This window comes from Roseovarius pelagicus (genome assembly GCF_025639885.1).
GTDB lineage: Bacteria > Pseudomonadota > Alphaproteobacteria > Rhodobacterales > Rhodobacteraceae > Roseovarius > Roseovarius pelagicus.
Genome location: NZ_CP106738.1, coordinates 1,739,043 through 1,764,665 on the forward strand (window position 1 = coordinate 1,739,043; position 25,623 = coordinate 1,764,665).

General features: G+C 59.0%; 26 protein-coding genes. 10 read left to right on the plus strand and 16 right to left on the minus strand.

The window, feature by feature from the left end; all coding sequences use genetic code 11:
* Positions 1-42: 42 nt before the first annotated feature.
* The 9 genes from carA to psrA form a co-directional block, all read right to left on the minus strand.
* Complete coding sequence (carA, locus tag N7U68_RS09760) at positions 43-1,194, minus strand: glutamine-hydrolyzing carbamoyl-phosphate synthase small subunit (protein ID WP_165195983.1); 1,152 nt, start codon at positions 1,192-1,194, stop codon at positions 43-45.
* A 99-nt stretch (positions 1,195-1,293) separates the two neighbouring features.
* The gene (locus N7U68_RS09765) at positions 1,294-2,973 is read right to left on the minus strand and encodes a Na/Pi cotransporter family protein (RefSeq protein WP_263048983.1); all 1,680 of its coding nucleotides are present in this window, start codon (positions 2,971-2,973) and stop codon (positions 1,294-1,296) included.
* Between the two features lie 82 nt (positions 2,974-3,055).
* Positions 3,056-4,504, minus strand: coding sequence for a phosphonoacetaldehyde dehydrogenase (phnY, locus tag N7U68_RS09770; protein WP_165192063.1), 1,449 nt, complete (start codon positions 4,502-4,504; stop codon positions 3,056-3,058).
* 55 nt (positions 4,505-4,559) lie between these two features.
* Positions 4,560-5,804 carry a phosphonoacetate hydrolase gene (gene phnA, locus N7U68_RS09775; RefSeq protein WP_263048299.1) on the minus strand — a complete coding sequence of 415 codons (1,245 nt, stop codon included), beginning with the start codon at positions 5,802-5,804 and terminating at the stop codon, positions 4,560-4,562.
* Positions 5,805-5,870: 66 nt separating this feature from the next.
* Positions 5,871-6,710, minus strand: a complete 840-nt coding sequence (locus N7U68_RS09780) for a PhnE/PtxC family ABC transporter permease (RefSeq protein ID WP_263048984.1) — start codon at positions 6,708-6,710, stop codon at positions 5,871-5,873.
* Between the two features lie 10 nt (positions 6,711-6,720).
* Positions 6,721-7,542 carry a phosphonate ABC transporter, permease protein PhnE gene (gene phnE / locus N7U68_RS09785; RefSeq protein ID WP_206295699.1) on the minus strand — a complete coding sequence of 274 codons (822 nt, stop codon included), beginning with the start codon at positions 7,540-7,542 and terminating at the stop codon, positions 6,721-6,723.
* A 2-nt stretch (positions 7,543-7,544) separates the two neighbouring features.
* Complete coding sequence (phnC, locus tag N7U68_RS09790; RefSeq protein WP_165195977.1) at positions 7,545-8,297, minus strand: phosphonate ABC transporter ATP-binding protein; 753 nt, start codon at positions 8,295-8,297, stop codon at positions 7,545-7,547.
* A gap of 61 nt (positions 8,298-8,358) precedes the next feature.
* Complete coding sequence (locus tag N7U68_RS09795) at positions 8,359-9,255, minus strand: phosphate/phosphite/phosphonate ABC transporter substrate-binding protein (protein WP_263048985.1); 897 nt, start codon at positions 9,253-9,255, stop codon at positions 8,359-8,361.
* A gap of 52 nt (positions 9,256-9,307) precedes the next feature.
* A complete protein-coding gene (gene psrA, locus N7U68_RS09800) occupies positions 9,308-10,435 on the minus strand; it encodes an iron-containing alcohol dehydrogenase PsrA (RefSeq protein ID WP_263048986.1) in 1,128 nt (375 codons plus the stop codon).
* 112 nt (positions 10,436-10,547) lie between these two features.
* On the opposite strand from psrA, the gene N7U68_RS09805 reads away from it, so the two are divergent.
* Both N7U68_RS09805 and N7U68_RS09810 read left to right on the plus strand, forming a co-directional pair.
* A complete protein-coding gene (locus N7U68_RS09805; protein ID WP_263048987.1) occupies positions 10,548-11,411 on the plus strand; it encodes a LysR substrate-binding domain-containing protein in 864 nt (287 codons plus the stop codon).
* Positions 11,412-11,653: 242 nt separating this feature from the next.
* On the plus strand, positions 11,654-12,121 hold the full coding sequence (locus tag N7U68_RS09810) for a GatB/YqeY domain-containing protein (protein WP_263048988.1): 468 nt from the start codon (positions 11,654-11,656) through the stop codon (positions 12,119-12,121).
* Positions 12,122-12,192: 71 nt separating this feature from the next.
* On the opposite strand, the gene N7U68_RS09815 is transcribed toward N7U68_RS09810, so the two are convergent.
* Positions 12,193-12,693 (minus strand): DUF2244 domain-containing protein, encoded by a 501-nt coding sequence (locus tag N7U68_RS09815; RefSeq protein WP_263048989.1) that lies wholly within the window; start codon positions 12,691-12,693, stop codon positions 12,193-12,195.
* A 55-nt stretch (positions 12,694-12,748) separates the two neighbouring features.
* A complete protein-coding gene (gene deoD, locus N7U68_RS09820) occupies positions 12,749-13,468 on the minus strand; it encodes a purine-nucleoside phosphorylase (protein ID WP_263048990.1) in 720 nt (239 codons plus the stop codon).
* 108 nt (positions 13,469-13,576) lie between these two features.
* Between deoD and N7U68_RS09825 the strand changes: the two genes are divergently transcribed.
* Positions 13,577-14,098, plus strand: a complete 522-nt coding sequence (locus N7U68_RS09825; RefSeq protein WP_263048991.1) for a DUF4329 domain-containing protein — start codon at positions 13,577-13,579, stop codon at positions 14,096-14,098.
* A gap of 5 nt (positions 14,099-14,103) precedes the next feature.
* On the opposite strand, the gene N7U68_RS09830 is transcribed toward N7U68_RS09825, so the two are convergent.
* Positions 14,104-15,129 (minus strand): permease, encoded by a 1,026-nt coding sequence (locus tag N7U68_RS09830; RefSeq protein ID WP_263048992.1) that lies wholly within the window; start codon positions 15,127-15,129, stop codon positions 14,104-14,106.
* Between the two features lie 92 nt (positions 15,130-15,221).
* Between N7U68_RS09830 and N7U68_RS09835 the strand changes: the two genes are divergently transcribed.
* Positions 15,222-16,091 carry a LysR substrate-binding domain-containing protein gene (locus tag N7U68_RS09835; RefSeq protein WP_263048993.1) on the plus strand — a complete coding sequence of 290 codons (870 nt, stop codon included), beginning with the start codon at positions 15,222-15,224 and terminating at the stop codon, positions 16,089-16,091.
* On the opposite strand, the gene N7U68_RS09840 is transcribed toward N7U68_RS09835, so the two are convergent.
* A complete protein-coding gene (locus tag N7U68_RS09840; RefSeq protein WP_263048994.1) occupies positions 16,088-16,534 on the minus strand; it encodes a GNAT family N-acetyltransferase in 447 nt (148 codons plus the stop codon). The two genes, N7U68_RS09835 and N7U68_RS09840, sit on opposite strands and share 4 nt — an antisense overlap.
* Positions 16,535-16,757: 223 nt before the next feature.
* On the opposite strand from N7U68_RS09840, the gene N7U68_RS09845 reads away from it, so the two are divergent.
* A complete protein-coding gene (locus N7U68_RS09845) occupies positions 16,758-16,907 on the plus strand; it encodes a hypothetical protein (protein WP_263048995.1) in 150 nt (49 codons plus the stop codon).
* A 33-nt stretch (positions 16,908-16,940) separates the two neighbouring features.
* Here N7U68_RS09845 and N7U68_RS09850 read toward each other — a convergent pair whose 3' ends face one another.
* Positions 16,941-18,929, minus strand: a complete 1,989-nt coding sequence (locus tag N7U68_RS09850; protein ID WP_165195956.1) for an ethylmalonyl-CoA mutase — start codon at positions 18,927-18,929, stop codon at positions 16,941-16,943.
* Positions 18,930-19,140: 211 nt separating this feature from the next.
* On the opposite strand from N7U68_RS09850, the gene N7U68_RS09855 reads away from it, so the two are divergent.
* Positions 19,141-19,935 carry a bestrophin-like domain gene (locus N7U68_RS09855; protein ID WP_165195954.1) on the plus strand — a complete coding sequence of 265 codons (795 nt, stop codon included), beginning with the start codon at positions 19,141-19,143 and terminating at the stop codon, positions 19,933-19,935.
* A 3-nt stretch (positions 19,936-19,938) separates the two neighbouring features.
* Here the strand turns inward: N7U68_RS09855 and N7U68_RS09860 are convergent, their stop codons facing one another.
* Positions 19,939-20,526 carry a GNAT family N-acetyltransferase gene (locus N7U68_RS09860; protein ID WP_263048996.1) on the minus strand — a complete coding sequence of 196 codons (588 nt, stop codon included), beginning with the start codon at positions 20,524-20,526 and terminating at the stop codon, positions 19,939-19,941.
* A gap of 64 nt (positions 20,527-20,590) precedes the next feature.
* On the opposite strand from N7U68_RS09860, the gene N7U68_RS09865 reads away from it, so the two are divergent.
* The 3 genes from N7U68_RS09865 (at position 20,591) to N7U68_RS09875 (ending at position 23,808) form a co-directional block, all read left to right on the plus strand.
* Entirely contained in the window at positions 20,591-21,961 is a 1,371-nt protein-coding gene (locus tag N7U68_RS09865) for a 1-acyl-sn-glycerol-3-phosphate acyltransferase (protein ID WP_263048997.1), read from the plus strand.
* A gap of 165 nt (positions 21,962-22,126) precedes the next feature.
* Positions 22,127-23,413, plus strand: coding sequence for a crotonyl-CoA carboxylase/reductase (gene ccrA / locus N7U68_RS09870; protein ID WP_263048998.1), 1,287 nt, complete (start codon positions 22,127-22,129; stop codon positions 23,411-23,413).
* 176 nt (positions 23,414-23,589) lie between these two features.
* Positions 23,590-23,808 (plus strand): hypothetical protein, encoded by a 219-nt coding sequence (locus tag N7U68_RS09875; RefSeq protein WP_263048999.1) that lies wholly within the window; start codon positions 23,590-23,592, stop codon positions 23,806-23,808.
* 82 nt (positions 23,809-23,890) lie between these two features.
* Here the strand turns inward: N7U68_RS09875 and N7U68_RS09880 are convergent, their stop codons facing one another.
* Positions 23,891-24,757 carry a branched-chain amino acid aminotransferase gene (locus N7U68_RS09880; RefSeq protein WP_165195946.1) on the minus strand — a complete coding sequence of 289 codons (867 nt, stop codon included), beginning with the start codon at positions 24,755-24,757 and terminating at the stop codon, positions 23,891-23,893.
* A gap of 164 nt (positions 24,758-24,921) precedes the next feature.
* Here N7U68_RS09880 and N7U68_RS09885 point away from each other — a divergent pair, with 164 nt between their 5' ends.
* Complete coding sequence (locus tag N7U68_RS09885; RefSeq protein ID WP_165195944.1) at positions 24,922-25,533, plus strand: (d)CMP kinase; 612 nt, start codon at positions 24,922-24,924, stop codon at positions 25,531-25,533.
* Positions 25,534-25,623 lie beyond the last annotated feature (90 nt).

Here is a 25,623-nt window from a genome sequence, read left to right on the forward strand (position 1 = left end):
TCCAATTCAATCAGGACACTGCGCCCAGGCTGCTTGTTTGGTTCAGGTAGCGCCCATCGACGCCGCGAAGCGCTCAAACAGATAGAAACTGTCCTGTGGTCCGGGGCTGGCCTCTGGGTGGTGCTGGACCGAGAACACCGGCTTATCCTTCATACGGATACCGCAATTCGATCCATCAAAGAGCGAAACATGCGTCTCGACCACACCATTGGGCAAGCTCTGACTGTCCACCGCGAACCCGTGGTTCATCGACGTGATTTCAACTTTACCCGTTTCCATGTCTTTGACCGGATGGTTCGCCCCGTGATGCCCGTGGTTCATCTTGACGGTCCGGCCACCCAGCGCGAGCGCCAGCATCTGGTGGCCAAGACAAATGCCAAAAACCGGCAGGTCCGCATCCAGCACACCGCGAATCATAGGTACCGCGTATTTGCCTGTCGCTGCCGGGTCGCCGGGACCATTGGACAGAAACACACCATCCGGCTTGTGCGCCAGAATATCTTGAGCCGTCGCTGTTGCGGGTAGCACGGTCACATCGCATCCCGCGCTGGCAAGGCACCGCAGAATATTGCGTTTGGCGCCGTAATCCACCGCGACAACCTTGTATTTGGGCTGACTCTGACGCGGATACCCATCGGGCCACGCCCATCGCATTTCGTCCCAGCGGTACGATTGTGCACAGGTGACACCTTTTGCCAAATCCACCCCCTCGAGGCCGGCAAAACCGCGCGCTTTTTCAACCAGTGCGCCGATGTCGAAGTTACCTGTCGGATCATGTGACAGCGCCACATGCGGTGCACCTTGTTGTCGGATCGCGCGTGTCAGACGGCGTGTATCAACACCCCCGATCGCGATGCGCCCACGCCGCGCCAGCCAGTCACCCAGCGTCTGTGTGCTGCGCCAGCTGCTCGGCTCGGTCGGATCCCATTTGACCACCATGCCTTCGGCCACCGGATCTGCCGTTTCGTCATCATCCGCATTCACCCCGGTATTGCCGATATGGGGGAAGGTAAATGTCACGATCTGCCCGGCATAGCTGGGGTCGGTCATGATCTCTTGGTAACCGGTCATCGCGGTGTTGAAACACAGTTCTGCAACCGTATCGCCGGTTGCCCCGAAACCGCGCCCGTAAAAGACGGTACCATCCGCAAGCGCAAGACAGGCGGTGGGGTGTGACTGGGAAGTATCGACCATGGGCGGCTCTCCAGATTGTGACGCGAGCAGGCAAATCTGCGCATACCTACGGTCGTCACCCGAGGGGGTCAAGAGGTAGCGCAGCGGTTAGTGGAAACGCTATTTTGCGGGATGCCCTGCCGCTGGCGGCTTTGCCAGACGGGATTCGAGCAGCTCTCCCTCTCGCTCTAGAATCGGATGCGCGACCGTAACGATCCACGAATTGAACTCTTTCATCAGATACGCCGTCTCAACATGCTTATCGCTTGTGCTAAAGCTGTCGACATCCCCTTGGCTGAGACGCTTAAGATGCTGCTTGCGGCTGTTGCGCTCCAGCCGCTTCATCTCGGTCTTGCCTTCCAGAAGCGCACGGGCACTTTCGACATCCCGGCTGATCAGGATATTGGTGGCAAGCTTGAGGTTTTCCATCACGCTGGCGTGAATTTGCTCCAGCTCCGCACGGCCTGCGGGGCTGAACCTCTGACTGTCTTCGTGCATCTCCTCTGCAAGCGGCAGCAGTCGCTTGACGATGATATCACCCGCTGCCTCCAACGCGATCGCGTAGTCCACCAATGCTCTGAGGTCCCTGCGTTGTTGACGCGTCAAGTCGTCAGCAGGCAGCGCGGACGCATACCTGCGCACGCCGTCCAGCGCGACATTGACCACCTCGTCCCGTTCGGTAATCCGCTTGACCCTGTCGGGGTCCGGCTCGGCGTAGATCGTGATGACCGGGCCAAACATATCTGAAACGATGCCAGCCATGCGCAGGACTTCGCGTCGCAGATTGGCCAATGCCTGCGGCGCTGGTGGCACTGTGTTGTCCTTTAGAACGGAGAGGAAAGCGGGGTTACCATGATCCCCATCAGCGGCGCGACGCATCGGTAGACAGGCCGCCATCGGCTTTTCCAGCCACCCGCAAAATGGAAGCGTGATCAACAGAGACGCATTGAACCCGATATGCAGCAGTACCAGTTGCTGCGCATCCTGCGCCCCCTGATGCCAAAACGGAATGTGCAGCCCATTCAACACAAAAAGGGCACACAGCGCCGCTGCACCGCGAATGACCAAATTGGCGACGGGGATGCGTCGTGCCTCGGCGGGAAAACCACGACACAGCCACACCGGGATCAGGGCAGAGCCCAAATTTGCCCCCAACACCAGCGATACACCGACGGCAAAGGGCAACGCGCCGATTGCCACGACAGTGACACACATCAGGATGGCCGCAACCGAGGAGTGCATGACAAAGGCCAGCGCGCCCCCAACCATGAAGGCCGTCAGGTAATCACGCTCCAGATAGGCCGACATGGACGGCAAGAAGGCGCTGTCACGAATGGGTTCCATGGTGTTGCGCAGCAGATCAAGCGACAACAGGATCAGTGCGATCCCCAGAATGATCCGGCCAGCCTGTCGCAGAGACCGGCGTTCGGTCTTGAGAAATAGTATCCCGCCCACCATCAGCAGCACAGGCGCCAGCCAATCCAGTTTTAGCGACAGCACCTGAATAAGCAGCGCCGAACCCAGATCACCGCCCAGAACCAGAGCGATCCCCGGTACGAACCCGATCACCCCGCCGGCCGCGAACCCCGCCACCAGCAATGTCACCGCAGCCGAACTTTGCAGTACGATGGCCAGCATCACACCAATCGGCACCAATCGCGTGGGGCCGCGCGTCGACGTTACCAACCGACGGAATCGCGCTCCGAATGCCCGTTCAATTCCGGTCCGCACCATTCGGACAGCGAAGAGCAGGAGCATCGTCGCGCCAAAAAGCTGGGTCAGAAAGGAAAGGACCAACATTTAAGTGTTTTACACCTCAGTTAAAAAAATGGCGGGGCTCGTTTTGTGAGCCCCGCAGTTTCGGGAGAAAATGAGGGGAATGTCAATTGGGCCAAGGCAGGGAGTATGTCTTGACGTTGGTAAAGAACTTCATCGCCTCGATGACGCCTTCCTTGACGGCGTTGCCCGAGTCCTTGATGCCGCCAAAGGGGGACATCTCGATCCGGTAGCCGGGTTGTTCCCAGATGTTGCAGGTGCCCACGTCCAGCCCGTTGATATAGGCGATCGCGCGGTTCAGATCGTTGGTGCACACCCCCGAGCTGAGGCCGAACTGGGTGCCGTTGGAGATGGCCATCACCTCGGCGTCGTCGTCGGGGACACGCACGATGGGGATGATCGGGCCGAACGTTTCCTCCATCACCAGTTCGCTGGCGTGGGGCACGTGATCGACCACGATCGGCGGCAACAGCGCGCCCTGACGGCCGGGATGATAGAGGATCTGCGCGCCTTCCTTCTCGGCCTGCAGCACACGGTTCTCGAACACTTCCGCGGCCTGCGCGTGGATCACGCAGCCCAGTTCGGTCGCGGGGTCCTGCGGGTCGCCGAACTTGATCTTCTTCGCTTTCTCCAGCACCAGCGGCACAAACCGGTCCGCCACGCTTTGCTGCACCAGGATACGCTTGATCGCGGTGCAGCGTTGACCGGAGTTGCCGGTGGCGCCCGCCACCGCGATGGTCGCAGCGCGGTCCAGATCGGCGTCGCTCAGATCATTGCACACGATCAGCGGGTCGTTTCCGCCCAGTTCCAGCGCCTGACGTTTATAGCCCGCCTTGGACGCGATCAGCTTGCCCACCGGCACACCGCCGGTAAAGGTGATGATGTCGATATGATCGTTCACCATCATTTCTTCGCCGATGTCGCCCGGCAGGCCGGTCACGATCTGGAACATCTCGGGCGGCAGCCCTGCCTCATAGAGGATGTCCGCCAGCGCGATCGCCGTCAGCGGGGTCAGTTCGGTCGGCTTGCACACCATGCAGTTGTTGGTGGCGATCGACGGCGCGATCTTGTGGCTGACCATGTTCAGCGGGTGGTTGAACGGCGTGATCGCAGAGATCGCCCGCACCGGCTCGCGCTTGGTAAAGATCTTGCGCTCCTTGCCGTTATGCGTGAGATCGCAACTGAAGATCTCGCCATCGTCATTCAGCGCCTGCATCGCCGCGAACTGATACACATCCTGCGCGCGCTTGGTCTCGTAGATCGCGTGCTGGTGGCAGATGCCCAGTTCCAGCACCAGCCACTTGGCCAGATATTCGCGCCGCTCGCCGATCAGTTCACCTGCGCGTTGCAGGATCTGGCTGCGTTCGTACCGGCTGAGCTTTGGCGTATAGTCAGCCGCGATCTGGAACGCCCGCGCCGCATGCTCGGCCGTGCCCGCGGGCACCGTGCCGATCACCTCGCCCGTGTAGGGATATGTCACCTCTATCACATCGTCGGTGAACACCACCTCACCGCCAATGCGCATGCCTTCATGCCGGATCTCCGTCTTGCTCATCGTGTCCCCCCATCCTTACGCGCCATTGCTTGCCAAAGCGTTACCAAAGACCCCATCACAGGGCCGCCGCCGCCGTGGCGTAGAAAAACGCGTCGAAATTACGCAACTCCGGCTTGCTCGGCAGGTCGATCACACGGTTGCAGATGAATGGCACGACTTGCTCGGTCAACCCGCCATGGCTGCGCAGCGGCTCGTTCAGCGCGGCCAGATCGTGGCGATGCGCAGATGTGCCGATGGTCATGTTCTCAGTTGATATCATCACGATATCGCCGATCCGGTCACCCGGCAACTCGAACCGCTCGATCGCTTCTTCCTTGCCGATGACCTCCAGCAGTTCGTCACGCTGCGCCAGCCGCGCGATGATATCCGCGCGGTCCGCCCCTGCGGGCAGGTAGGCCGTGGCAAAGCCCCCCAACGCGCCGTGGTGCACCACATAAGGGTCGGTGATCGGCAGGATCACCCGCGCCGCCGCCGCGCCCAGCCAGTCGTCCAGCAGGTCCTGCACATAGATCACCTTGGGATCGCCCTGTGCATCATGCTTGGGCTTCATCCCGTGATCAGCGGTCACCACGATGGCCGCCCCCAGCGCATCCAGCTGCCCGAGGTATTTATCGAACATCTCGTAGAACGCCTTGGCCTGTGCGTCGTCGGGCGCGTATTTGTGTTGCACATAGTCGGTCGTGGTCAGATACATCACGTCCGGTTTCCATTCCGTTAACAGCTTGACGCCCGCGGCAAAGACAAACTCGCTCAATTCCGCCGAATAGACCTCGGGCTGCGCCATGCCCAGCCATTTGCTCGCCGCTTCCTGCCCGTGTTCAGCCGCCGTCGATGTGTCTGATTTCTCTGCCGAAAAACACTTCGCCCGATCCTCGTCAAACCGCAAACCCGCGCCCAGAAGCGCACGCAGCTTGTCCTTGGCAGTGACCACCGCCACCCGCGCCCCGGCCTCGTAAAAGGCCGAAAATACCGTCGGTGCACGCAAGAACCGCACATCGTTCATCATCACTTCCTCGCCCGTCTCCGGATCGTAAAGGAAATTGCCACAAATCCCGTGCACAATCGGCGGACGCCCCGTCGCGATGCTCAGGTTATTGGGGTTGGTGAACGAAGGAATCACCGAATGCGCCAGCCGATCCGTCCCCTCTCGACGCATCCGCGCCAGATGCGGCATCAAACCATCCGCTATCGCAGCCTCAAGATACGCAGGCTCGCAACCATCAAGGCAAATCGCTATCGCACAAACCTTCGGCAAAGCATAATCACGATCATTCGCGATAACAGGAGAAATAATCGACATAGGGGTTCCTTTTTCAGTGAGGCTGCGCATTCTGACATGCGAGCCGAATTTTATGTTTTGCTATGGCTACTTGGCACGATTCACTGCCGCGCGCAGCCAGCCCGAGATGAATTCGGCCACCAGCACCATCGCAATGATGGACAGAATGATCGCAGCCACCCGCAGGTTTTCCAACTGCTGCACATTCCGCTTGAGGTACCAGCCCATACCGCCGCCGCCAAAGAAACCGACGACCGTGGCGGCACGAAAGGCCACGTCCCATGTGTAGATCGCGATCCCGGTAAAGGCGACGCGCACCTGCGGAACCACCGCAAAGATGAACACCTGAAACGGGTTGGCCCCTGCGGCGCGCATTGCTTCAACCGGACCCATCTCAATCGCTTCAATCTCATCCGAAAAGAGCTTGCCTGCGAAACCGATGCAGAACATCGTCAGGGCGCTGACCCCCGCCAGCATCCCGAACCCAAGGACCGACACAAAAAGGATCGTCCAGATGGTTTCGTGGATGGCGCGGCAAGAGATGACCCCGAGACGACCAACCGGAAAGAGAATGCGACGGTTGGGTGATACATTCCAAGCCGAAAACCAAGCCAGAGGAATGGCCAGAAGAACCCCGGCAAATCCCCCCAGAAACGACATCTGCAAGGTATCCAGGATCGCCTCAAGGTATCCGCGATCCAGCACATATTCCAGATCGGGTGGATAGTAACGGTCGCTGACGACACCGGCGAAGCGCCCCAATGCGCCGATCAGCAGGCCGATATCCACATTCAGGAAGTGCAGGGAATAGCCCAGAAAGAGCAGAACAATCAACAATGTGCCGTGTTTTATCAACGATTCCGGATATTTGTAGCGTGACCACTTGGGCAGTTCAGAGGTGCGTGGCGCGGGAATTTGTTCGGTCATAGCCATCTCCTCAGATCACTGCTTTGCGCAAATAGTGCGAGATCACCTCGCCCAGAATGATCAGCATCAGGATGGCCAATATCACCATCGACACGCCGCCATAGTTGAAGCTGTTCATCTGACGGAAGAACAACAGCCCCAGCCCGCCGGCACCAACCAACCCCATGACCGCAGAGCGGCGGATGTTGATGTCCCATTCGAAAATGACGGTCGCCAGCACCACTGGATAAATTTGCGGCAGAATGCCGTAATACATCACCTGAAACTGGTTGCCGCCTACCGCGCGGATAGCCTCGACCGGCTTGGCGTCGATATTCTCGATCGCCTCGGCCGTGATTTTCGAGATGAACCCGACGGACCGCATGGCGATGGCCAGAATACCCGGAAGCGCGCCCAGACCCACGGCACTGACAAAGATCAGCGCCCAGACGATCTCGTGAACCGAGCGGCTCAGCACCATCAGGAAACGACCGACGGGATAGAGGATCATTTTGCTCGGGGTCACGTTCGCCGCCCCAAGCCATGCCACCGGCAGGGAAAAGAAGCAGCCCAACACCGTACCGACACAGGCCATCATAAACGTTTCTAACGTGGGGATGAGCAGCTCGGAAAACAGGCCCAGATCAAGCGTAAAGTAGCGCCCCATTGAGGCCAGCACACCGCTACGCCCACCGATCCGCGACCAATCAGTATCTTCGACGATCGTTCCGTGGACGCACCACGCGATAAAGATCAGGATGACGCCCCAAATCAGGCCCATCTTCGTGAATCGCTTGCGCCGCAGCTCGCTCTGTAGGCTCAGCGCAGCAGGATTAACATCTGTGGCGGCCATGATCAGAGGACCTCCATCGCATAGATGTCGTCCAGATCGGCATCGCGCAGCGTTTCGGTCGCCCCGTCGAATTTCTTGTAGCCGTCTTGCAGGCCGATGATCCGGTTACAGAATTCCTTGGCCAATTGCACATCGTGGATGTTGCATAGGGCCGGTACTTTCAGTTCGAGCGCGATATCACGGATCAATGCCATGACTTCGCGCGAAATCTTGGGGTCGAGTGCCGATGTCGGCTCGTCCAGCAGCAGCAGCTTGGGCGCCTGCATCAGGGCGCGCGCGATACCGACACGCTGTCTCTGGCCGCCGCTCAACTCGTCGGCACGTTTGTTGATATGGTCGCTCAGCCCCACCCGATCAAGATAGTAAAGCGCCTGCTGCACGTCATCTTTTGAGAACGCGCGGAAGAAGGACCTTAGGTTGCCGGTGTAACCCAGCCGCCCGGACAGCACGTTATCCATTACAGACATACGGTTGATCAGGTTGAACTCCTGAAAGATCATTCCGACATTCCGGCGCAGATTGCGCAGCGCCCTTGGATTCAGACTACATACATCCTCGCCCAGCAAATGAATGCTGCCACCCGATGGCTCGACCAGCCGGTTCACACAGCGGATCAGCGTGGATTTACCCGCCCCGCTGGGGCCGATGATCGCAAGAAAGTCGTCGTCTTTGACTTCGAAGTCGATACCTTTAAGGATCTCCGGTCCTTTCGCGCTATAGCGCACTTTCAGGTCTTTTACGGTCAATACGGCCATGGTTTCTCCTCCCCTCAAGTGGCCTGACCCGCATGGCTGCGGATCAGCGCCTGATCTTCATTTACTTTTTGGCATCTTTCGCGGCCTTCAGATCGCGGATGATGTCGTAATCCGCGTCCGTCATCGCAACGAATTTGCTGGCGTTAACGTTTTTGAGGTATTCTTTGCCCTCTTCGCTGTCGCTCAGCGTCAGGAACGCGGACGAGATTTGCTCGACCAGCTCATCGCACAGCTTGCCCGACACGACGAAGGGATCCTGTGGAATGACCGGAGAGGACCAGATCACTTGGTAGTCTTCCATTGTGGCCAAACCGCGGTCAATCACATTGTCCAGACGGTGGGTCGCAACAAACGCAACATCAACCTGACCTTCGATCACCGCAATGGCCGACAAGTCGTGGCCGCCGGTATAGACGACGCGGCTAAAGTGATCCTCCAGATCCTCACCGATCACTTTCGTGAACGAAACCCGCGGCAGCAGGTTGCCTGAGGTCGATGCCGGATCAGTCAGACCAACAACGGTGCCCTTCAGGTCCTCGACCTTGGAAATACCGGAATCGGCGCGCGATACCAAAACGGCCTTATAGCCGGGGCCTTCTTCCTGAAAGTGGCCCTTGTGTTTGGCGTAGGTGGCGAAAACTTGCAGTGTTGGGTCTTTTTCCTGTGCGATTACATAGGAATAGGGACCATGCATCCCGATATCGACAAACCCACCCAACATCGCTTCGACCACCGACGCGTAAGATGTGGGCAGGAAAAACTCGACATTTTTTCCTGTGGCTTCTTTCAGCTGGTTCACCATCGGCTGATACAGTGACAGTTCCTGCGTCGTTTCTTCGGTCGGAATCATCGAAAACCGCAGAACATCGGGATTTTTGCACTCTTCCGCACTGGCGATTCCGGCTGCCGCGATGGCCATCGTGGATATCGCCGTCTTTATTACGTTGGTCAGTTTCATGTTTTTCTCCTTGGGTTGGATGGGAAGTGCCGGGTTGTTCCCGGCTTATGTTTCACGCGGCTGACAATCTGATGACATTCTGTTGTTGTGCCGCCGCGATGAAGTTGTCCTTGGTTCCGACAAAGTTCTTGCCGCGTTCGCCGGCAAATGCTTCGTCGATAATGTCGGCGCATTTGTCCGCCGGGATGCCGTGATCGGCAAATCGCGCGCCGATACCCAGATCGCTCAGAAACTGGGTCAGGCGATCTGCTCCCGCATTCAGGTCCGTGCCGAAAATCTCGTTCAGTGCGGCCTCGCGAAACCCGCCGATACCGATGACGGACCGCAGAACCGTGGGCAAGGTAAAGGAACAGGCAATACCGTGCTGCACCCCCCATCCCAGTGTGATCGGATAGGACAGATTATGAGCAATCGCAGTCTTGGTATTGGAAAAGGCCAATCCGGCACATAGCGATGCCTCGGCCATATCAGTGCGCAGATCCAGATTGCCGGGGTCTCGCACCAGTTGCGGCAAGGCGTCCATGATCAGCCTTGATGCCGCGACGGCGTGGCGCGCCGACACGGGGTTCGCGTTAACGTTCCATATGCTCTCCAGCGAGTGCGATAATGCGTCCAGCCCCGTGGCCAGCGTCAGACCCAGAGGCTTGCCTAGCATCAGTTCGGGATCGACTAGCGCGGTTTCGGGATAGAGTTCAGGATGCGCGAGCGAATATTTCTTGCCCTTGTCTTCGTTCCAGACCGTGGCCCAACATGTCACTTCGCTACCGGTTCCGGCCGTCGTTGGCACTGCAATGATAGGCAGGAATGACAATGCATCCTCCCCTGCCTTAGTCTCTAAAAAGCGGGCGACATTACCAAAATTTCCTCCCGCGGCGGCAAAGACCTTGGTCGAATCGATAACCGAACCGCCACCAACCGCAACGATCACATCGATCGGCTCGGCCAGATCAGCAAATCTGCCGCTTTGCTCTTCGAGCAGCGTGTAATCGGGGTTTGGCGCGACATCGTCGATCGTCAGGACAGGTTTACCTGCCACAGATTCGATGCGTTGCGCGAGTTCGGCAAATGGCGGCTCGGGGTAGGTTACCAGCGCATAGCGCCGTCCCCCGATCAGGTCAGCCAGCTTGCTGTACGCGCCGGTACCAAAGATGACATTTACCGGATTACTGTATGTCCACATATGATTCCTCTTGCGCAACTTGCACCCGGTTTTGCGGGGTTGAATGACAGTTTGTCGCTACGAAATGCATTTAACAAATTGATTGTTTGCATAGCATCCATATACTGAGGCTATGCTACGATCAGAACTTCGCTCTTTTCACGCGGTTGCAAAACACAATGGCTTCTCTCGGGCAGGCAAAGTGCTCAACATCAGCCAGCCGACACTCTCCACTCAGGTCAAAGCGCTGGAACAGCGCTATGGCGTAGAACTGTTCAACCGGATCGGGCGCGACATCCGCCTGACGGTTCCAGGCCATGAACTCTTTGAAATTACATCCAGATTGACGCAGGCCGAACGGGATGCCGAAAATCTGCTTGATACGTTCATGGGATTTCATTCAGGCACGCTGAATCTGGCCGCAGTCGGACCGTTTCACGCCACTGACATGATCGTGGCGTTCAAGCAAAAATACCCCCTGATCGACGTCGAGGTGCGTTTCGGCAACTCGTCTCGCTGCTTTGAGCGGATCCTGTCATTTGATGCGGATGTCGGTATCATCGCCGAGGTTCCACAGGATGACCGGGTGACAACCCTGCCCTACAGCGTGCATGACGTCGTCACTTTTGTGCATTCCCAGCATCCCTTCTTTCAACGCGACAGCATTTCCATATCAGAGCTTGAAGGCGAGAGAATTGTGCGCCGCGAAACGGGATCAACAACGCGCATCGCTATCGAAAACGAGCTGCAAAATCGCGGAATCAGCGTCAAAACCGTGCTGGAGATGGATAGCCGCGAAGCGATCTGGAAAGCCGTCGAACAGGGCTTGGGCATCGGATTTGTCGCCGATTTCGAATTTGTGGCCCACCCCAACCTGCGCGCCATTCCGATTGCAGACGCCAAGGTCAAAACTAACTATTATCTGGCCTACCTGACGGAGCGAGCGCAATCACAGAATCATCGAATCCTTTTGCAAGGTCGCGCTCAGCCACATTGACGACGTCAGGCAACATCAAAAGTAAGGTTAAGACAATCATTTCGGCCAAGCTATGCGCCCGCCATCGGAATTTTACCCTGCGTTCAGGGCGACGTTACGGCACCCACGCATGGCATGTCACCGGATGTTGCAAGGCGACTTCAATTTATATAGAACACCATGCTTATGACTGCCGCAAACCACTCACTCGGCGGTCCCCCATTTAGGCGCGCGGCGCTCTCAGTTCGAGGGAAGAACACAACATGACATTGCGTGACCGGGTCAATACGGCCATGAAGCAGGCTATGCGAGACAAGGATGCTGGTCGTCTGGCAACCTTGCGGTTGATCAACGCCGCCATCAAGGATCAGGATATCGCCGCGCGCGGCAGCGGCAGTGATGATGGCGTCGGCGACGCAGAAGTGCTCGCCATCCTTGGAAAGATGACCAAGCAACGTCAGGAATCGGTTCGCGCCTATGAAGAAGGCGGCCGGATCGATCTGGCCGAACGCGAGCGCGCTGAGGTGGCAGTGATCGACGAATTTCTGCCCCGCCAGTTGAACGAAGACGAAGTTTCAGACGCGGTCGACAAGGCAATCTCTGAGACCGGTGCAACGTCGATCCGCGACATGGGCAAGGTGATGGGTCTGCTAAAGCAGAACTATACCGGCCAGATCGATTTTGGCGCGGTCGGCCCTCGGGTTAAGGACCGTCTCTGCCAAGGTGCCTGACTGGTGCCTGCTCAACTTTAGTATTTCAAGAACGTCGAAAGACGAAGATAGCAGGCCCGGCGGCCTCTATCTCAGCGCGCTACGCGTGCCAGTTGGAGCGCGTTCTTGATTTCTGGGTATAGCGCCCTGCGCTCATCTTCGGACAGGAATGCGCCAATTTCCACTTCGCGCCCGCGCCCTTTGAGCGTCAGGTAATGTGCGACCGGCCCCCCGGTAGGGTACATGTTTACCTGCGCCCAATAGCTGTTGCAGTCCCATTCCTGCACATCGCCGTGCGGGTTGGTGCGAGTCAGGCGCACTGCATCCGCATCCATGAACAGCACCTCGTGCGTGTTGCCGCTGGCATAGGAGCGTTGCAGCGCCCACCATAGGCCAGCAACGGCCAAGGCCACAAACGGCAGCAAACCCCACAGCAATACTGTGCCCAAGAGCGCAAACAGTGGCAATGAGATCATCACACAGGTCACCACCATAAACCCGGCGAAACCGCGCCGGGGCAATGATCGGTGCGGCCACAAATCCAGCCGTGTCAGCGGTGATCCGATTGCCTGAGGGGACCATTCATAGGGCATGTCCGCAACCTATGCCGCCTGTCCCGTTTGGCAAGTGTCCAATTGCGCAGCGCCGCTATGTCACTGCCTCGGCACCGAATGCCGCGCCCAGCGCAATCTCCACCATCTCGCCAAAGCTGCTCTCACGCACTCCCGAATCCAGCGCAGCGCCCGTGATCAGATGATCCGATACCGTCAGCACCGCCAACGCCCGCACACCATACCGGGCTGCTACAGTGTAGAGTTCGGCCGTCTCCATTTCGACTGCCAGTGCACCGTGGCGGGTCAGTGCCTCGGTCAGATCCGCGCGCTCGTCATAAAACGTATCCGACGAATAGATGCCTCCCACATGCGGGGTGCTTCCCTTCGCTTCGGCCGCGTGGACGGCTGCCCGTAGCAGCCCCCAATCGGCGCAGGGCGCAAAGTTCAACTCGCGCAGCATGTTAGACGAAGGCGTGCTGATGCTGCTGGCCGTCATCGCCAAGATCACATCGCGCAGCTTCACATCGTGTTGCATCGCTCCACATGACCCAATGCGGATCAGGGTGGTGGCGCCGAAATCGCGGATCAGCTCATTGGCATAAATACTCAGTGATGCCATGCCCATTCCGCTGCCATGAATCGTGACCGGGTGCCCCTGCCACGTCCCGGTGTAGCCGGACATGCCTCGTACTGCATTCACCTGCCGCGCATTGTCCAGAAACCTCTGTGCGGCCCATTCGGCGCGCTTGGGGTCGCCCGGCATCAGCACCGTCGGGGCGATATCGCCCGGCTCCGCACCGATATGAATAGTCATGCACGCGTCTCCTTGATGTGTCGTGCGCAGCTTAGCGCGCTTGCGCGTTGGTGAAAACCAACGCAGGATCACCCGAATGTCCAGCAGCGACAGCAGCCAAAGGTGCCAATGAAATTCTTGCTCGTCACCAGCGTAATGGCATCGACCAGTTCGGTTGCTGCGCAGGACAATACTGAAATCGCCTTTGCAAAGTCGGTTCTGGCAAGTGTTCAGGCGAAATCAATTGCGGAGAACCGGGAGTATTGCGGTTATCTGGGACGCGATGCCGCCGGGCGTCTGGCCAGTGGCCCGTCCATCCGTGGCAAGCGCGACGAATGTACGCCAGTGTGGCCTGACGCACTGGAGGTGCTCGCATCGTGGCACACACATGCGGGGTATGACGCCGGCGCATGGTCAGAAGTGCCCACCGTCATCGACATCGAAGCCGACGAAGAAGAGGGTATCGACGGCTACGTTGCTACGCCGGGTGGGCGGCTTTGGTATGTGGACACCACTGATATGGTCGTCAGCCAGCTCTGCGCCGTGCGCTGCATGCAGGTCGACCCGCGCTTCGTGATCGGGTCCGAAGGGGAAATCGAGACATCCTACACTTACCGACAATTGCTTGCGCGTGAGGCAGAAGGCGACTGACGCAGCTAACCCATCACCCAGTCGAACACATAGCCCGCCGCCAGTGATCCGCTGACCGCCAGCGCCAGATATAGCAGGAAGGGCGGCAGCCGCAGCACCGGAAAAATCGCCATCGCGCCCCAGATGCTGACGACACCGCCGGAAACCAGAAATGCCATCGCCGCCCCCGGTGACATCCCATGGTCCAGCAGCCCACGAGTCAGCGGCAGCGCCGCATACCCATCCAGATAGGCCGGTGCACCCACGAGCGTGGCAAAGGGGATTGCCCACCAGACGTCAGCGCCCACATACGCCGTCAGCGCCGCTGGGTGCAATGCCGCGTTCAGCGCGTATTCGGCAGCAAAGGCGGGAATCAGGCAGATCAGGATCAGACGAGTCGTTGCGCGGCAAATCTGCCAGAAGTGCGCACGCCGGGCGGCGCTACGCCAGATTGCCGCCTGATAAGAGGCTGGCGCGCAACATTGACGCTGGGCCAGAGATCCCACGAACCGGTTCTGTCGTAGCGCCGACACCGCCCAGCCGCGTCGCGCAAAGAGTGCGGTGATCGCGCCCCCCCACAGGCCGAGACCAAAAGCCGCCACCGTCTTGCCCACCGCAAAGCCCAAGCCCAGAGTTGCCACTGTCGTCGCCAGCATTGCCGGGTCTGTGACTGGCGATGACAGCCAGAACGCCATCACCGGTGCCAGCGGAATCCCCGCCGCCAGCAGCCCTGCCATCAACGGCAGCACTGTGACCCCGCAAACCGGTGTAATTGCCCCGATTGCCGATGCAACAATCACGGTTTGTATCGTTCGCCCTTCGAACGCGCGGGCAATATGAGCATCCGCCCCACTGGCCATGATCCATGCCGACAACACGATTCCGGGAATCACCAGCGGCGCGACTGCGACCAGCCCCCAAAAGACGAAAGCCGCCATTTCCGTCATCTGTGCTGGCCACAATAGGATCGAAAGCATCAAGATGAACAATGTTCCGCCAATCAGCAGCGACTTCGCAGCAAAACGTGATTTTGGATCTGTCTGGTCGGACATTTGGCAACTCCGGTGCGATTTCCCTTGGAGTATCGTCCGCAACTCGCCATATGTGAAACGGGTAATTCAGATATTAGATATGAGTTTTTCCAATGACTGAACTTAACAGCGACCTTCTGCGCAGCTTTCTCGCCGTGACCGAGGCAGGCAGCGTAACCGAAGGAGCCATGCGTATTCACCGCTCGCAAAGCGCGGTCAGCCTGCAAATACGCAAGCTGGAGGACATCGTCGGCCATCCCCTGTTCGAGCGTCACGGGCGCGGCATCACCCTAACCGCAACAGGTCGCGAACTGTTGCCGGTGGCCCGCGACGTGACCCGCACCCTCAGCCATACGTTACGCCGGTTAAGCGCGGACCGACTGCATGGACGGCTCCGTATTGGGCTGCCCGACGACCAAACGCAAGGATACCTGACCCGTATCCTCGGTGCATTCACCCAATCGCATCCGATGGTCGAACTGGATGTGACCTGTGCACTCAGCGCCGGGTTTCCCGATGCACTGGCCGCCGCGAAACTGGATATCGCCGTGTATGAGACAGCAGAGCCAGAACATTCCGCCGACGTGCTGAGGCGCGAGCAAACCTGTTGGTCCACAGCACGCTTTGCCGATTTTCCAGCAAGCGATGCGCTGCCCGTCGCACTCTTTGATCAGGCTTGCTGGTGGCGCGACGTGGCGCTTGCTGCACTGGACGCGGCAGGACGACCCTACCGCGTGGTCTATTCCAGCCAGAGCGTTGCAGGTGTCATTGCCGCGATCGAGGCAGGCATCGCCGTCGGGCTGCTGGGTGAAAACAGCCTTACGCGTGACTTGCGCCGCTTAGGGACGGCCGATGGCTTCGGCGAAACTCCCTGCTCTCACCTCATTTTGGCGCGGTCGCCCGGCGCAACCGGCGCGGCGCTCGACGCGATGGAGGCGGCCATTCGCACGGCCTTTGCGACCGGTGAGACTGTCATCCTCTAGCGCGTGTATTTTATGAACGGTGTCAATTTGCCAATCCGGTCGTAAAGCCGTCGACCGGTATGATTGAAATCTTGCGTCATCCAGTAGACTGACGGACGACCATCCGCATCAGCCTGTGAATAGACAGCCTCGATCAGCTTGCGCCCCACGCCGGTGCCACGAACGGACGGGTCGGCATAGAGATCCTGCAGGTAGCAGACATGATCCACTCGCCAGTTATGCGGGTGATAGATGTAATGCACGAGGCCGATCCCCTTGTCGCTCTCAAGCGCGATAAACCCATTCTGATCCGGGTGATCCGTGGACAACAACCGGGCAAAGGTGGTTTGGTACACTTTTTCTGTGACCGAAGTCTCATAATACTCCAGATACCCTGTCCAGAGACGGCGCCATTCTGCCTCGTCGGCGGATTTCATCGGGCGGATGGTGATGGAATCGGACATGATAAAGAACCTCCAGACATAGATCTTCCACAGGCTAGCCGCTTGCGTCACGCGGGGCCAGTACCGTCAGTGCGACGACACGCGACATGACGCATGTTGTCTGCGAACCTGTCGGCATCTTGGCGTCAGTGCGCTCGCGGGCACATTCGCGCGATACCGACCGGGTAAGACGGTCAAGTGGTGCCTCTCTCTACTTTTCGCTCGGGTCAGCACCCACGGAACGATGCTGCTTGCTGGTTGCCCAGTCTATGACGCCCATTGCTGGCAGGCCGATGCTGTCCCGGCGGACCCGGTTATCGTTGCCAGCCCCACCGTCGTCACCGCCGCACCCCAAGCGCAAAGCACTGCCCGGATCAAAGCAGGCAATCACTGACCTCATATACCAACCGATAGAGGGTTGACCTCGCTACTGCGCAGCCACCGCCTGTGGGTCGGCCAGTGTCACGATGTCCATCATAATCGTATTCAGTTCGAAATCCTTGGGCGTGTATACGCGTGCGACGCCCATTTCCAGCAACCGTCGCGCATCCTCGTCCGGGATGATCCCGCCGACAATTACCGGCACGCTGCCGAGCCCCGCATCGCGCATGCGGATCATCAGATCCTCGACCAGCGGCAGGTGACTGCCACTGAGGATAGACAGCCCCACCACATGCGCGCCATCCTCTTGCGCGGCACTGACAATCTGTTCAGGTGTCAGACGGATACCATCATAGCCGATATCCATGCCGCAATCGCGCGCCCGGAATGCGATCTGTTCGGCCCCGTTGGAATGTCCGTCCAGCCCCGGCTTACCCACAAGGAACTTCAGCCGCCGCCCCAAACGGCCCGAAACCGTATCCACGGCATCACGGATATGCTCCAGTCCTTCGGTCTTGTTCGACACGCTGGCCGATACACCTGTCGGGCCGCGATATTCGCCATAGACCGCGCGCATCTGCGCGGCCCACTCGCCCGTAGTCACGCCTGCGCGGGCCGCCTTGATTGACGCTGGCATGATGTTCTCGCCGGCGTCGGCCGCCGCACGCAATGCTGCCAGCGCGTCCTTTACCGCGCCCGCGTCCCGCTCGGCGCGCCACGCCTCCAGTCGACCGATCTGTTCGGCCTCGGTCGCCGGATCGACGACCATGATACCGCCATCCTCGGTTTGCAGTGGGCTGGGTTCGCCTTCGGTGTACTTGTTCACGCCGACCACGACCGTCTCGTTGCGTTCGATCCGGTTCAGGCGTTCGGCATTGCTGTCGACCAGACGCGCCTTCATGTAGTCGATCGCCCCGATCGCGCCGCCCATGCCACCCAGCGTCGCCAATTCGTGCCGCGCACCATTTTTCAGCGCTTCAACCTTGGCGTCGACTGCCGGGTTACCATCAAAGAGGTCGTCGAACTCCAGCAAATCAGTCTCGTAGGCCAGAATCTGCTGCATCCGCATCGACCATTGCTGATCCCAAGGGCGCGGCAGGCCCAGCGCCTCGTTCCACGCGGGCAACTGCACGGCGCGCGCGCGCGCATTTTTCGATAGCGTCACTGCCAGCATCTCGATCAGGATGCGGTAAACGTTGTTTTCGGGCTGCTGCTCGGTCAGGCCGAGGCTGTTGACCTGTACGCCATAGCGAAAACGGCGGAATTTGGGATCTTCAACGCCATACCGCTCGGCCAGAATTTCATCCCACAGATCGACAAAGGCACGCATCTTGCACATCTCAGTCACGAACCGGATGCCTGCGTTGACAAAGAACGAAATCCGCCCTGCCAGCGCCGGAAAATCAGCATCCGGCACGCGCGGCTTCAATTCGTCCAGAACCGCGATGGCCGTGGCCAGCGCAAAGGCCAGCTCTTGTTCTGGCGTCGCTCCTGCCTCTTGTAAGTGATAGGAACACACGTTCATCGGGTTCCATTTCGGCACGTTGGTATAGCAGTATTCGGCGACATCACCGATCATCTTCAGCGACGGCTTGGGCGGGCAGATATAGGTGCCGCGCGACAGGTATTCCTTGATCAGGTCGTTCTGTACAGTCCCTTGCAGAGCGGCCACATCGGCACCCTGTTCCTCTGCCACGGCGATATAGAGCGCCAGCAGCCACGGTGCAGTCGCGTTGATCGTCATCGACGTGTTCATCTGGTCCAGCGGGATATCCGCAAAGAGACTGCGCATGTCGCCCAGATGGCAGACCGGTACGCCAACCTTCCCCACCTCGCCACGCGCCAGAACATGATCGCTGTCGTAACCGGTCTGCGTCGGCAGATCGAACGCCACACTCAGGCCGGTCTGCCCCTTGGCCAGATTCGCCCGATAAAGCGCATTCGACGCCTCTGCCGTGGAATGCCCCGCATAAGTCCGGATAAGCCACGGACGATCCGGGCGGTTGTTCTGCTGATCTTTCTGCGAGTGCGACATTGGCGGGCCTCGTGAATCTGTTGCGCAATTTTCTTACGTTGTGCGATTGATACTTGGAACTTTATACCGATGTCAATTCGCTGCATCGCAGCAACACGTTCCTACTCTCTACCGTCACCCGGCACCAGCCACTTGACCGCACATTTGCCTGAGATTACGGCAGCGCGTCGGCCTGCCGGTGCCGATTGGCACCACCAAAAAGGGCCCCGCCATGATCGGACAAAGAGAATTGATGTACGATATCGACAGCATTCATATTGCAGTTGCACTGATGATCCTGATGCTGATCGGGATGGCAGTCGGTTACCTGATCGGCCAAAAACGCCAGCGCAGCGCCACCGACGAATTGCGCTCGCAGGCAACCGCGGTGCAAGGCTCATTGCTTGGTCTGCTGGCGCTGCTTTTGGGTTTTACTTTTTCGCTCGCACTTTCCCGACACGATGACCGTTCGGGTGCCGTGGTATCAGAGGCAAACGCCATTGGCACCGCATGGCTGCGGATCGACTACCTGCCCGACGCCGCGCAGGACGAAGCACGCAGCGATCTGCGCCGCTATCTGCGTTTGCGTGTCGAGGCTGGCGAAGTGTCTGCCGACAACCAGCAACGCCGCGATCGTCTGGTCGCCAATGCCGAAGCCGCGTTTGCTGAGCTTTGGGCGCAAGCGGCCGAGGTGGCGCGTTCAACCGGCGGCCCGGCGACGGTGGCCTATGGCAATGCGCTGAATGACATGATCGACGCGCTCGGCAGTCGCGATGCGGCAATCGAGCGGCACGTACCCGAAGTGGTGCTGATGATGATGTTCCTCACCTTTATCCTGTCGGGTACAATGCTGGGCTATTCTTCGGGTGTTGCGGGCACACGCCCGGCCACGCCCGTATACCTGATGGTCGGTCTGATCGTGCTCTTGGTGTTCATGATCATCGACCTAGACAGACCACGGCGCGGATTGATCGCGGTCGATCAGACACCGATGCGCGGCCTGTTGGCAGCCATTGACACGAAGTAACCGTCAGAGCGTGTAACGCATCCGCGTTGCCTTGCTGAACCCGAGCAGGTGGCGCAGCGGCCCGATGTCCTCGGTGCCCTGCGCGACGAAACCCTGCCGCTCATACAGCGCACGTGCCCGCGGGTTGATGTCGATCACGTCCAGCCGGACATGGGTCTCCTCGCGCTGTGCCGCTTCGGTCTTGATCGCGTCCAGCAGCCGGGTGCCGACGCCCTGCCCGCGCGCCGCCGTGTCAACGCAAATCCCGTCCATCAACAGTATGCCCGGAGCGACCGGCCGCTCCAGCATCGACAAAACCGGCGCGCGCCACAATGCCCCGAACCAGCCATAGGCGCGGGCGAGATCACGAAACCCACCGCCGGTCAGGCTGCCTTCCTGCGTCTTGAACCCCGCCAGCCCGATCACCCGCCCCCGTGCGTCCAGCGCCGAGATCGCGTAACCGGGATTGAGGATAGTTTCGAAAAAGTGCAATGCGCGGGCTTCGGGCGCCATGATCCGGCCCAACTTGGCCCCGAACGCCTGCCAGTAAAGCGCCGCAGCGCGGTCGCGCTGACCGTCCGGAAACCCCGGTATGATCGTGATCTGGGCCATCGTGGTTGCCCGCCCCTCCTTCAGCCTATATTTGCAGTCAGGCAATGGTGTACAAGGGGCGCACATGACATCGAAAGTCGAAATGCCGCTCTGGATGCTGTTGCTGCTGCTGGCTTTCGCTGCAGTGACGTTTGCGTCTCATTTCCTGTTTCCATCCGTGCGCTGGTTTTTTCGTCGCAGACTGGAACGCGCGGTGGCGCAGTTGAACACCCGTCTGACCCGTCCGATTGAACCGTTCAAGCTGGCCCGCCGACACGACATGATCCAACGGTTGATTTACGACCCAGAGGTAACTCAGGCCATCGTCGACTATGCGCGCCGCAACAATGTGCGCGAGGATGTCGCGTTTCAAAAGGCGCGGCGCTATGCGCGCGAAATCGTGCCCAGTTTCAGCGCCTTCGCCTATTTCAGCTTTGGCACGCGGATGGCCAACTGGCTTGCGCGATCGCTCTACGTGGTGCGCACCGGACTGGCAAACACCGCCGTTCTGGAAGGGATCGACAAGGATGCCACGGTCGTTTTCATTATGAACCACCGTAGCAATATGGACTACGTTCTGGTCACGACCCTTGCGGCGCGGGCTTCGGCGCTCAGCTATGCGGTGGGTGAATGGGCGCGCGTCTGGCCACTGAGCCGCCTGATAAAATCCATGGGCGCGTATTTCATTCGCCGTCGCTCGCGCGGCGGGCTCTATCGGACGGTACTGGCACGCTATGTACAGATGGCGACCCGAGGCGGCGTAACGCAGGCGATCTTTCCCGAAGGGGGGCTCAGCGTCGATGGGCTGACCAAACCGCCCAAGCTTGGCCTGCTCTCCTACGTTGTCGAAGCCTGGCAACCGGGCGAGCGCGACGTTGTCTTTGTCCCTGTCGCGATCAACTATGATCGTGTGCTCGAAGATCGCGTTCTGGTCGAGGCTGACGCAAGCGGTACCCGGCGCTTTCGCGCGCGTATGTCGGTCATTGTGCGGTTCATGGGGAAAATGGTCTGGCAACGGTTACGCGGCAAGTTTCAGCGTTTCGGTGTCGCCGCAGTGATTTTTGCAGAACCGATAAAGCTGAGCGATTATGGTGATACTCCGTCCGTCAATCTGTTAGGTGACGACCTGATGGGACGGATCAAAAACGCGATGCCGCTCCTGTTTGTGCCAATGCTCGCACGGGTCATGCTGCGTGCAGACGGACCATTGAATGCAGCCGCGCTTCAGGCTGCCATCATCGAAACGGCCGAAACCGCTACGACAGAGACACCATTGGTTTCCCCCGCAACCCTGCCGCGTGCAATCGACCACGCGCTCAGATCACTTGCGCAACGCCAACTGATCGAGAAAACACCGGATGGCTGGCAGGCGGTTGAGACAGAACGCGACGTTCTGGCCTTTTACGCAAACTCAATTACCCATTTCTTTGCGGATGATGCTGCGCTCGCAAAGTAAATTGCTGCGACCGCTGGGTCATAAAGTTACAAAAACTCACCTCAAGGCATTGCATTATTGCGTATCCATGCGTATTCCAAGGCAAGACGTCGCGATTCTGCATCGCGGCAAAACGCATAAACGACAACTTTCGCCCGCCACATAACGATACGAGGAACGCTGATCATGGCTCTGGACACCGAACCCGGCATCGCCGCCTACACCGCGCCGGAAAAAGACCTGTATGACATGGGTGAAATGCCTCCGATGGGGTACGTGCCCAAACAGATGTACGCGTGGGCGATCCGCCGGGAACGCCATGGCGAGCCGGACACCGCGATGCAGGTCGAAGTCGTCGATGTCCCGACGCTGGACAGCAACGAAGTGTTGGTTTTGGTGATGGCGGCGGGCGTCAACTATAACGGCGTCTGGGCTGCACTCGGCCTGCCGATTAGCCCCTTCGACGGGCACAAGCAGCCCTATCATATCGCGGGCAGCGATGCGTCCGGTATCGTGTGGGCCGTGGGCGACAAGGTGAAACGCTGGAAGGTGGGCGATGAAGTCGTCATTCACTGCAATCAGGACGATGGCGACGACGAAGAGTGCAACGGTGGCGATCCGATGTATTCCACCTCACAACGCATCTGGGGTTACGAAACTCCGGATGGCAGTTTCAGCCAGTTCACCCGCGTGCAGGCCCAACAGCTAATGCCGCGCCCCAAACACCTGACATGGGAAGAGTCGGCCTGTTACACACTGACATTGGCGACCGCCTACCGGATGCTCTTTGGCCACGAACCACATGATCTGAAGCCCGGTCAGAACGTTCTGGTCTGGGGCGCTTCCGGTGGTCTCGGCTCTTATGCGATCCAGTTGATCAACACGGCCGGCGCCAACGCCATTGGCGTCATTTCGGAAGAGGATAAACGCCAGTTCGTAATGGACCTAGGTGCCAAGGGCGTCATCAACCGCAAGGATTTCAATTGCTGGGGGCAATTGCCAACGGTGAATACACCCGAATATGCCGATTGGTTCAAAGAAGCGCGCAAGTTTGGCAAGGCGATTTGGGACATCACCGGCAAGGGCAACAACGTCGACATGGTGTTCGAGCATCCCGGCGAGGCGACGTTCCCCGTCTCCACGCTGGTCTGCAAGAAGGGCGGCATGGTCGTGATCTGCGCCGGCACCACCGGGTTCAACTGCACCTTTGACGTACGCTATCTGTGGATGCACCAGAAGCGCGTGCAAGGCAGCCACTTTGCCCATCTCAAGCAGGCCGCCAGCGCCAACAAGCTAATGTTGGAGCGCCGCCTTGATCCGTGCATGTCCGAAGTATTCAGCTGGGATGACCTACCCGCCGCGCATATGAAAATGATGCGCAATGAGCATAAGCCCGGTAATATGGCCGTACTTGTGCAGGCCCCTAAAACCGGCCTCAGAACAGTCGAAGATGTTCTGGAGGCACGCAGCTAATCAAGCGTTTCACGTCTAAAATAAACGCCCGCGGATCTGAAAACGGTTCGCGGGCGCTTCTATTTGGGTCAAGTTCTGTCCAGCCGGTCGCCGATTAACGATCCATTAAAGCGTTTTGCCTTCTATCTGTTCGAGACCACATTGAACGTCGTAACCGATAGCAATCCGGAGCGCAGATGAACAACGAATGGATACTTGATATTTTGACTGACCTGCGCTCGTTTGCTCTGCAAAACGATCTGGAGGCGCTCGCCGAACAACTTGACCAAACCCGCCTGCTGGCGGCTGTTGAATTGTCTTCACTGTCGGCCAATGCCATTCCATCAGATAGTGAGGCAGACAAGGTCGAAAGCTCTGCTAACCCGCGCAAGTTCGCTACGCCTACATCCGAGTGATCAACCACCGCACTAAGGCACGCTCATGCCAGCGGGAACCAGATCGGCACAGCGGTCAGAACGTCAAAGCAGGTGCGCCCGCTCAAGTGGCGCTTGACGCGGCCCAGTCCCAATACATCTCGCGCACTGATTTGGTCACAGGTCCTACTTGATAATTGCGCCCGTCGAATTCGGTCACTGGCGTGACCTTGCTCATGTTGCCGGACAGGAAAACCTCGTCTGCGTTCTCGAAATCGGCAAAGCTCAGCACTTTTTCATGCACCATCATCCCCTCGCGGCGCATATTGTCGATATGACGCGCGCGGGTGATCCCCGCCAGAAACGTACCGTTCGGCACCGGGGTAAACACCTCACCGTCACGCACCATGAACACGTTCGCAGTCGCGGTTTCGGCGACATTTCCCAACGCATCCGCCACCAGCGCATTTCCGAACCCCTTGGCGCGAACCTCTGCCAACATACGCGCATTATTCGGGTACAGACACGCCGCCTTAGCGTTCACCACGGCGCTGTCCAGCGTGGGACGACGAAACTGTGTGCGCGTCAACGTGGTGGCGGCATCTGCGGCTGGCATCGGAATTTCTTCCAACGCCACGGCAAACCGCGTGCTTGATGCCTCCGGGATAATCGCCGAATAACCGCCGTCCGCTGCCCAGTACATAGGCCGAATGTAAACCGCCGCTCCGATCGGATAGGCCTTCAGGCCGTCCTTGATCAGTGCAACCATGTCCTCGGTGCTGACGGTCGGCGTCAGCATCAACGCCTCTGCTGACCGATTAACCCGTGCGCAATGAAGATCAAGGTCCGGCGTCAGTCCGTTGACCAGCCGCGCCCCGTCGAACACGTTCGAGCCAAGCCATGCACCGTGATCCGCAGCATGAATGATCGGCGTGTCGCCGTCATGCCATGACCCTTTGAAATAGGTTCGGATATTTTTTCCAACGGCCATGTGCTGCCCTCCTTTGCCGCGGGCACCCTAGGCGCGCAGCGTACCCTCGTCCAGTGCCTTAGGGGGTTACGCAGAACACGCGGCCTCTCACCAATACGCCGCTTGGCACCTTGAGCCGAACGCACCGATGCCATACCAAAGGTTCGGATCAAATCGGAGACATCATGGCGTTCACAGTTGCAATCGACGGCCCTGCAGCGGCAGGCAAGGGCACCGTGGCAAGACAGGTCGCGGCGCATTTCGGGTTTGGTCATCTAGACACCGGTCTACTCTACCGGGCCACAGGGCGCCGCACTCTGGACGGGCTGACCCCGATCGAAGCCGCCCGCGCGCTTCGAGCCGATGATCTTGATGCACAGGACCTGCGCTCGCCCGAGGTTGCGCAAGCCGCCAGTCGTGTTGCCGCTATCCCCGAAGTCCGCGCGGCACTGGTCGATTTTCAGCGCGCATTTGCCCGCCGGGATGGCGGTGCAGTGCTTGATGGGCGTGATATCGGCACAGTGATCTGCCCCGAAGCCGAGGTGAAACTCTACGTCACGGCCTCGGATGATATCCGCGCCGCGCGCCGGCATATCGAACTGACGGGAAAAGGCCACGACATCACCTATGGTGCCGTTCTTGAGGACCTGCGCCAACGCGACGCCCGCGACAGCGCCCGCGCCACTGCGCCGCTGAAACCAGCCGAAGACGCTGTGCATCTGGATACGTCTCAATTGACAATCGAAGAGGCCGTCGCTGCCGCAATCACCGAGGTTAACGCTGCACGCAAAACCTAGGCGCAGTTCTTCAGCGTTATGGCACGGTTATAGCTGCGGGGCTTGATCCCGCCCTCCATCTGACGTATATGCGCAGCCGTCAGCACGGTG

Coding starts and splice junctions, on each gene's coding strand:
- N7U68_RS09825 (WP_263048991.1), top strand. CDS start 13,577: ATGAAATTCTTGCTCGTCACCAGCGTAATGGCATCGACCAGTTCGGTT.
- N7U68_RS09885 (WP_165195944.1), top strand. CDS start 24,922: ATGGCGTTCACAGTTGCAATCGACGGCCCTGCAGCGGCAGGCAAGGGC.
- phnC (WP_165195977.1), bottom strand. CDS start 8,297: ATGGCCGTATTGACCGTAAAAGACCTGAAAGTGCGCTATAGCGCGAAA.
- N7U68_RS09815 (WP_263048989.1), bottom strand. CDS start 12,693: ATGCCCTATGAATGGTCCCCTCAGGCAATCGGATCACCGCTGACACGG.
- N7U68_RS09805 (WP_263048987.1), top strand. CDS start 10,548: ATGCTACGATCAGAACTTCGCTCTTTTCACGCGGTTGCAAAACACAAT.
- psrA (WP_263048986.1), bottom strand. CDS start 10,435: ATGTGGACATACAGTAATCCGGTAAATGTCATCTTTGGTACCGGCGCG.
- N7U68_RS09880 (WP_165195946.1), bottom strand. CDS start 24,757: ATGGCCGTTGGAAAAAATATCCGAACCTATTTCAAAGGGTCATGGCAT.
- N7U68_RS09810 (WP_263048988.1), top strand. CDS start 11,654: ATGACATTGCGTGACCGGGTCAATACGGCCATGAAGCAGGCTATGCGA.
- N7U68_RS09845 (WP_263048995.1), top strand. CDS start 16,758: ATGCTGCTTGCTGGTTGCCCAGTCTATGACGCCCATTGCTGGCAGGCC.
- N7U68_RS09795 (WP_263048985.1), bottom strand. CDS start 9,255: ATGAAACTGACCAACGTAATAAAGACGGCGATATCCACGATGGCCATC.
- deoD (WP_263048990.1), bottom strand. CDS start 13,468: ATGACTATTCATATCGGTGCGGAGCCGGGCGATATCGCCCCGACGGTG.
- phnE (WP_206295699.1), bottom strand. CDS start 7,542: ATGGCCGCCACAGATGTTAATCCTGCTGCGCTGAGCCTACAGAGCGAG.
- N7U68_RS09780 (WP_263048984.1), bottom strand. CDS start 6,710: ATGACCGAACAAATTCCCGCGCCACGCACCTCTGAACTGCCCAAGTGG.
- N7U68_RS09830 (WP_263048992.1), bottom strand. CDS start 15,129: ATGTCCGACCAGACAGATCCAAAATCACGTTTTGCTGCGAAGTCGCTG.
- phnY (WP_165192063.1), bottom strand. CDS start 4,504: ATGAGCAAGACGGAGATCCGGCATGAAGGCATGCGCATTGGCGGTGAG.
- N7U68_RS09850 (WP_165195956.1), bottom strand. CDS start 18,929: ATGTCGCACTCGCAGAAAGATCAGCAGAACAACCGCCCGGATCGTCCG.
- N7U68_RS09840 (WP_263048994.1), bottom strand. CDS start 16,534: ATGTCCGATTCCATCACCATCCGCCCGATGAAATCCGCCGACGAGGCA.
- carA (WP_165195983.1), bottom strand. CDS start 1,194: ATGGTCGATACTTCCCAGTCACACCCCACCGCCTGTCTTGCGCTTGCG.
- N7U68_RS09855 (WP_165195954.1), top strand. CDS start 19,141: ATGATCGGACAAAGAGAATTGATGTACGATATCGACAGCATTCATATT.
- N7U68_RS09865 (WP_263048997.1), top strand. CDS start 20,591: ATGACATCGAAAGTCGAAATGCCGCTCTGGATGCTGTTGCTGCTGCTG.
- phnA (WP_263048299.1), bottom strand. CDS start 5,804: ATGTCGATTATTTCTCCTGTTATCGCGAATGATCGTGATTATGCTTTG.
- N7U68_RS09835 (WP_263048993.1), top strand. CDS start 15,222: ATGACTGAACTTAACAGCGACCTTCTGCGCAGCTTTCTCGCCGTGACC.
- ccrA (WP_263048998.1), top strand. CDS start 22,127: ATGGCTCTGGACACCGAACCCGGCATCGCCGCCTACACCGCGCCGGAA.
- N7U68_RS09860 (WP_263048996.1), bottom strand. CDS start 20,526: ATGGCCCAGATCACGATCATACCGGGGTTTCCGGACGGTCAGCGCGAC.
- N7U68_RS09765 (WP_263048983.1), bottom strand. CDS start 2,973: ATGTTGGTCCTTTCCTTTCTGACCCAGCTTTTTGGCGCGACGATGCTC.
- N7U68_RS09875 (WP_263048999.1), top strand. CDS start 23,590: ATGAACAACGAATGGATACTTGATATTTTGACTGACCTGCGCTCGTTT.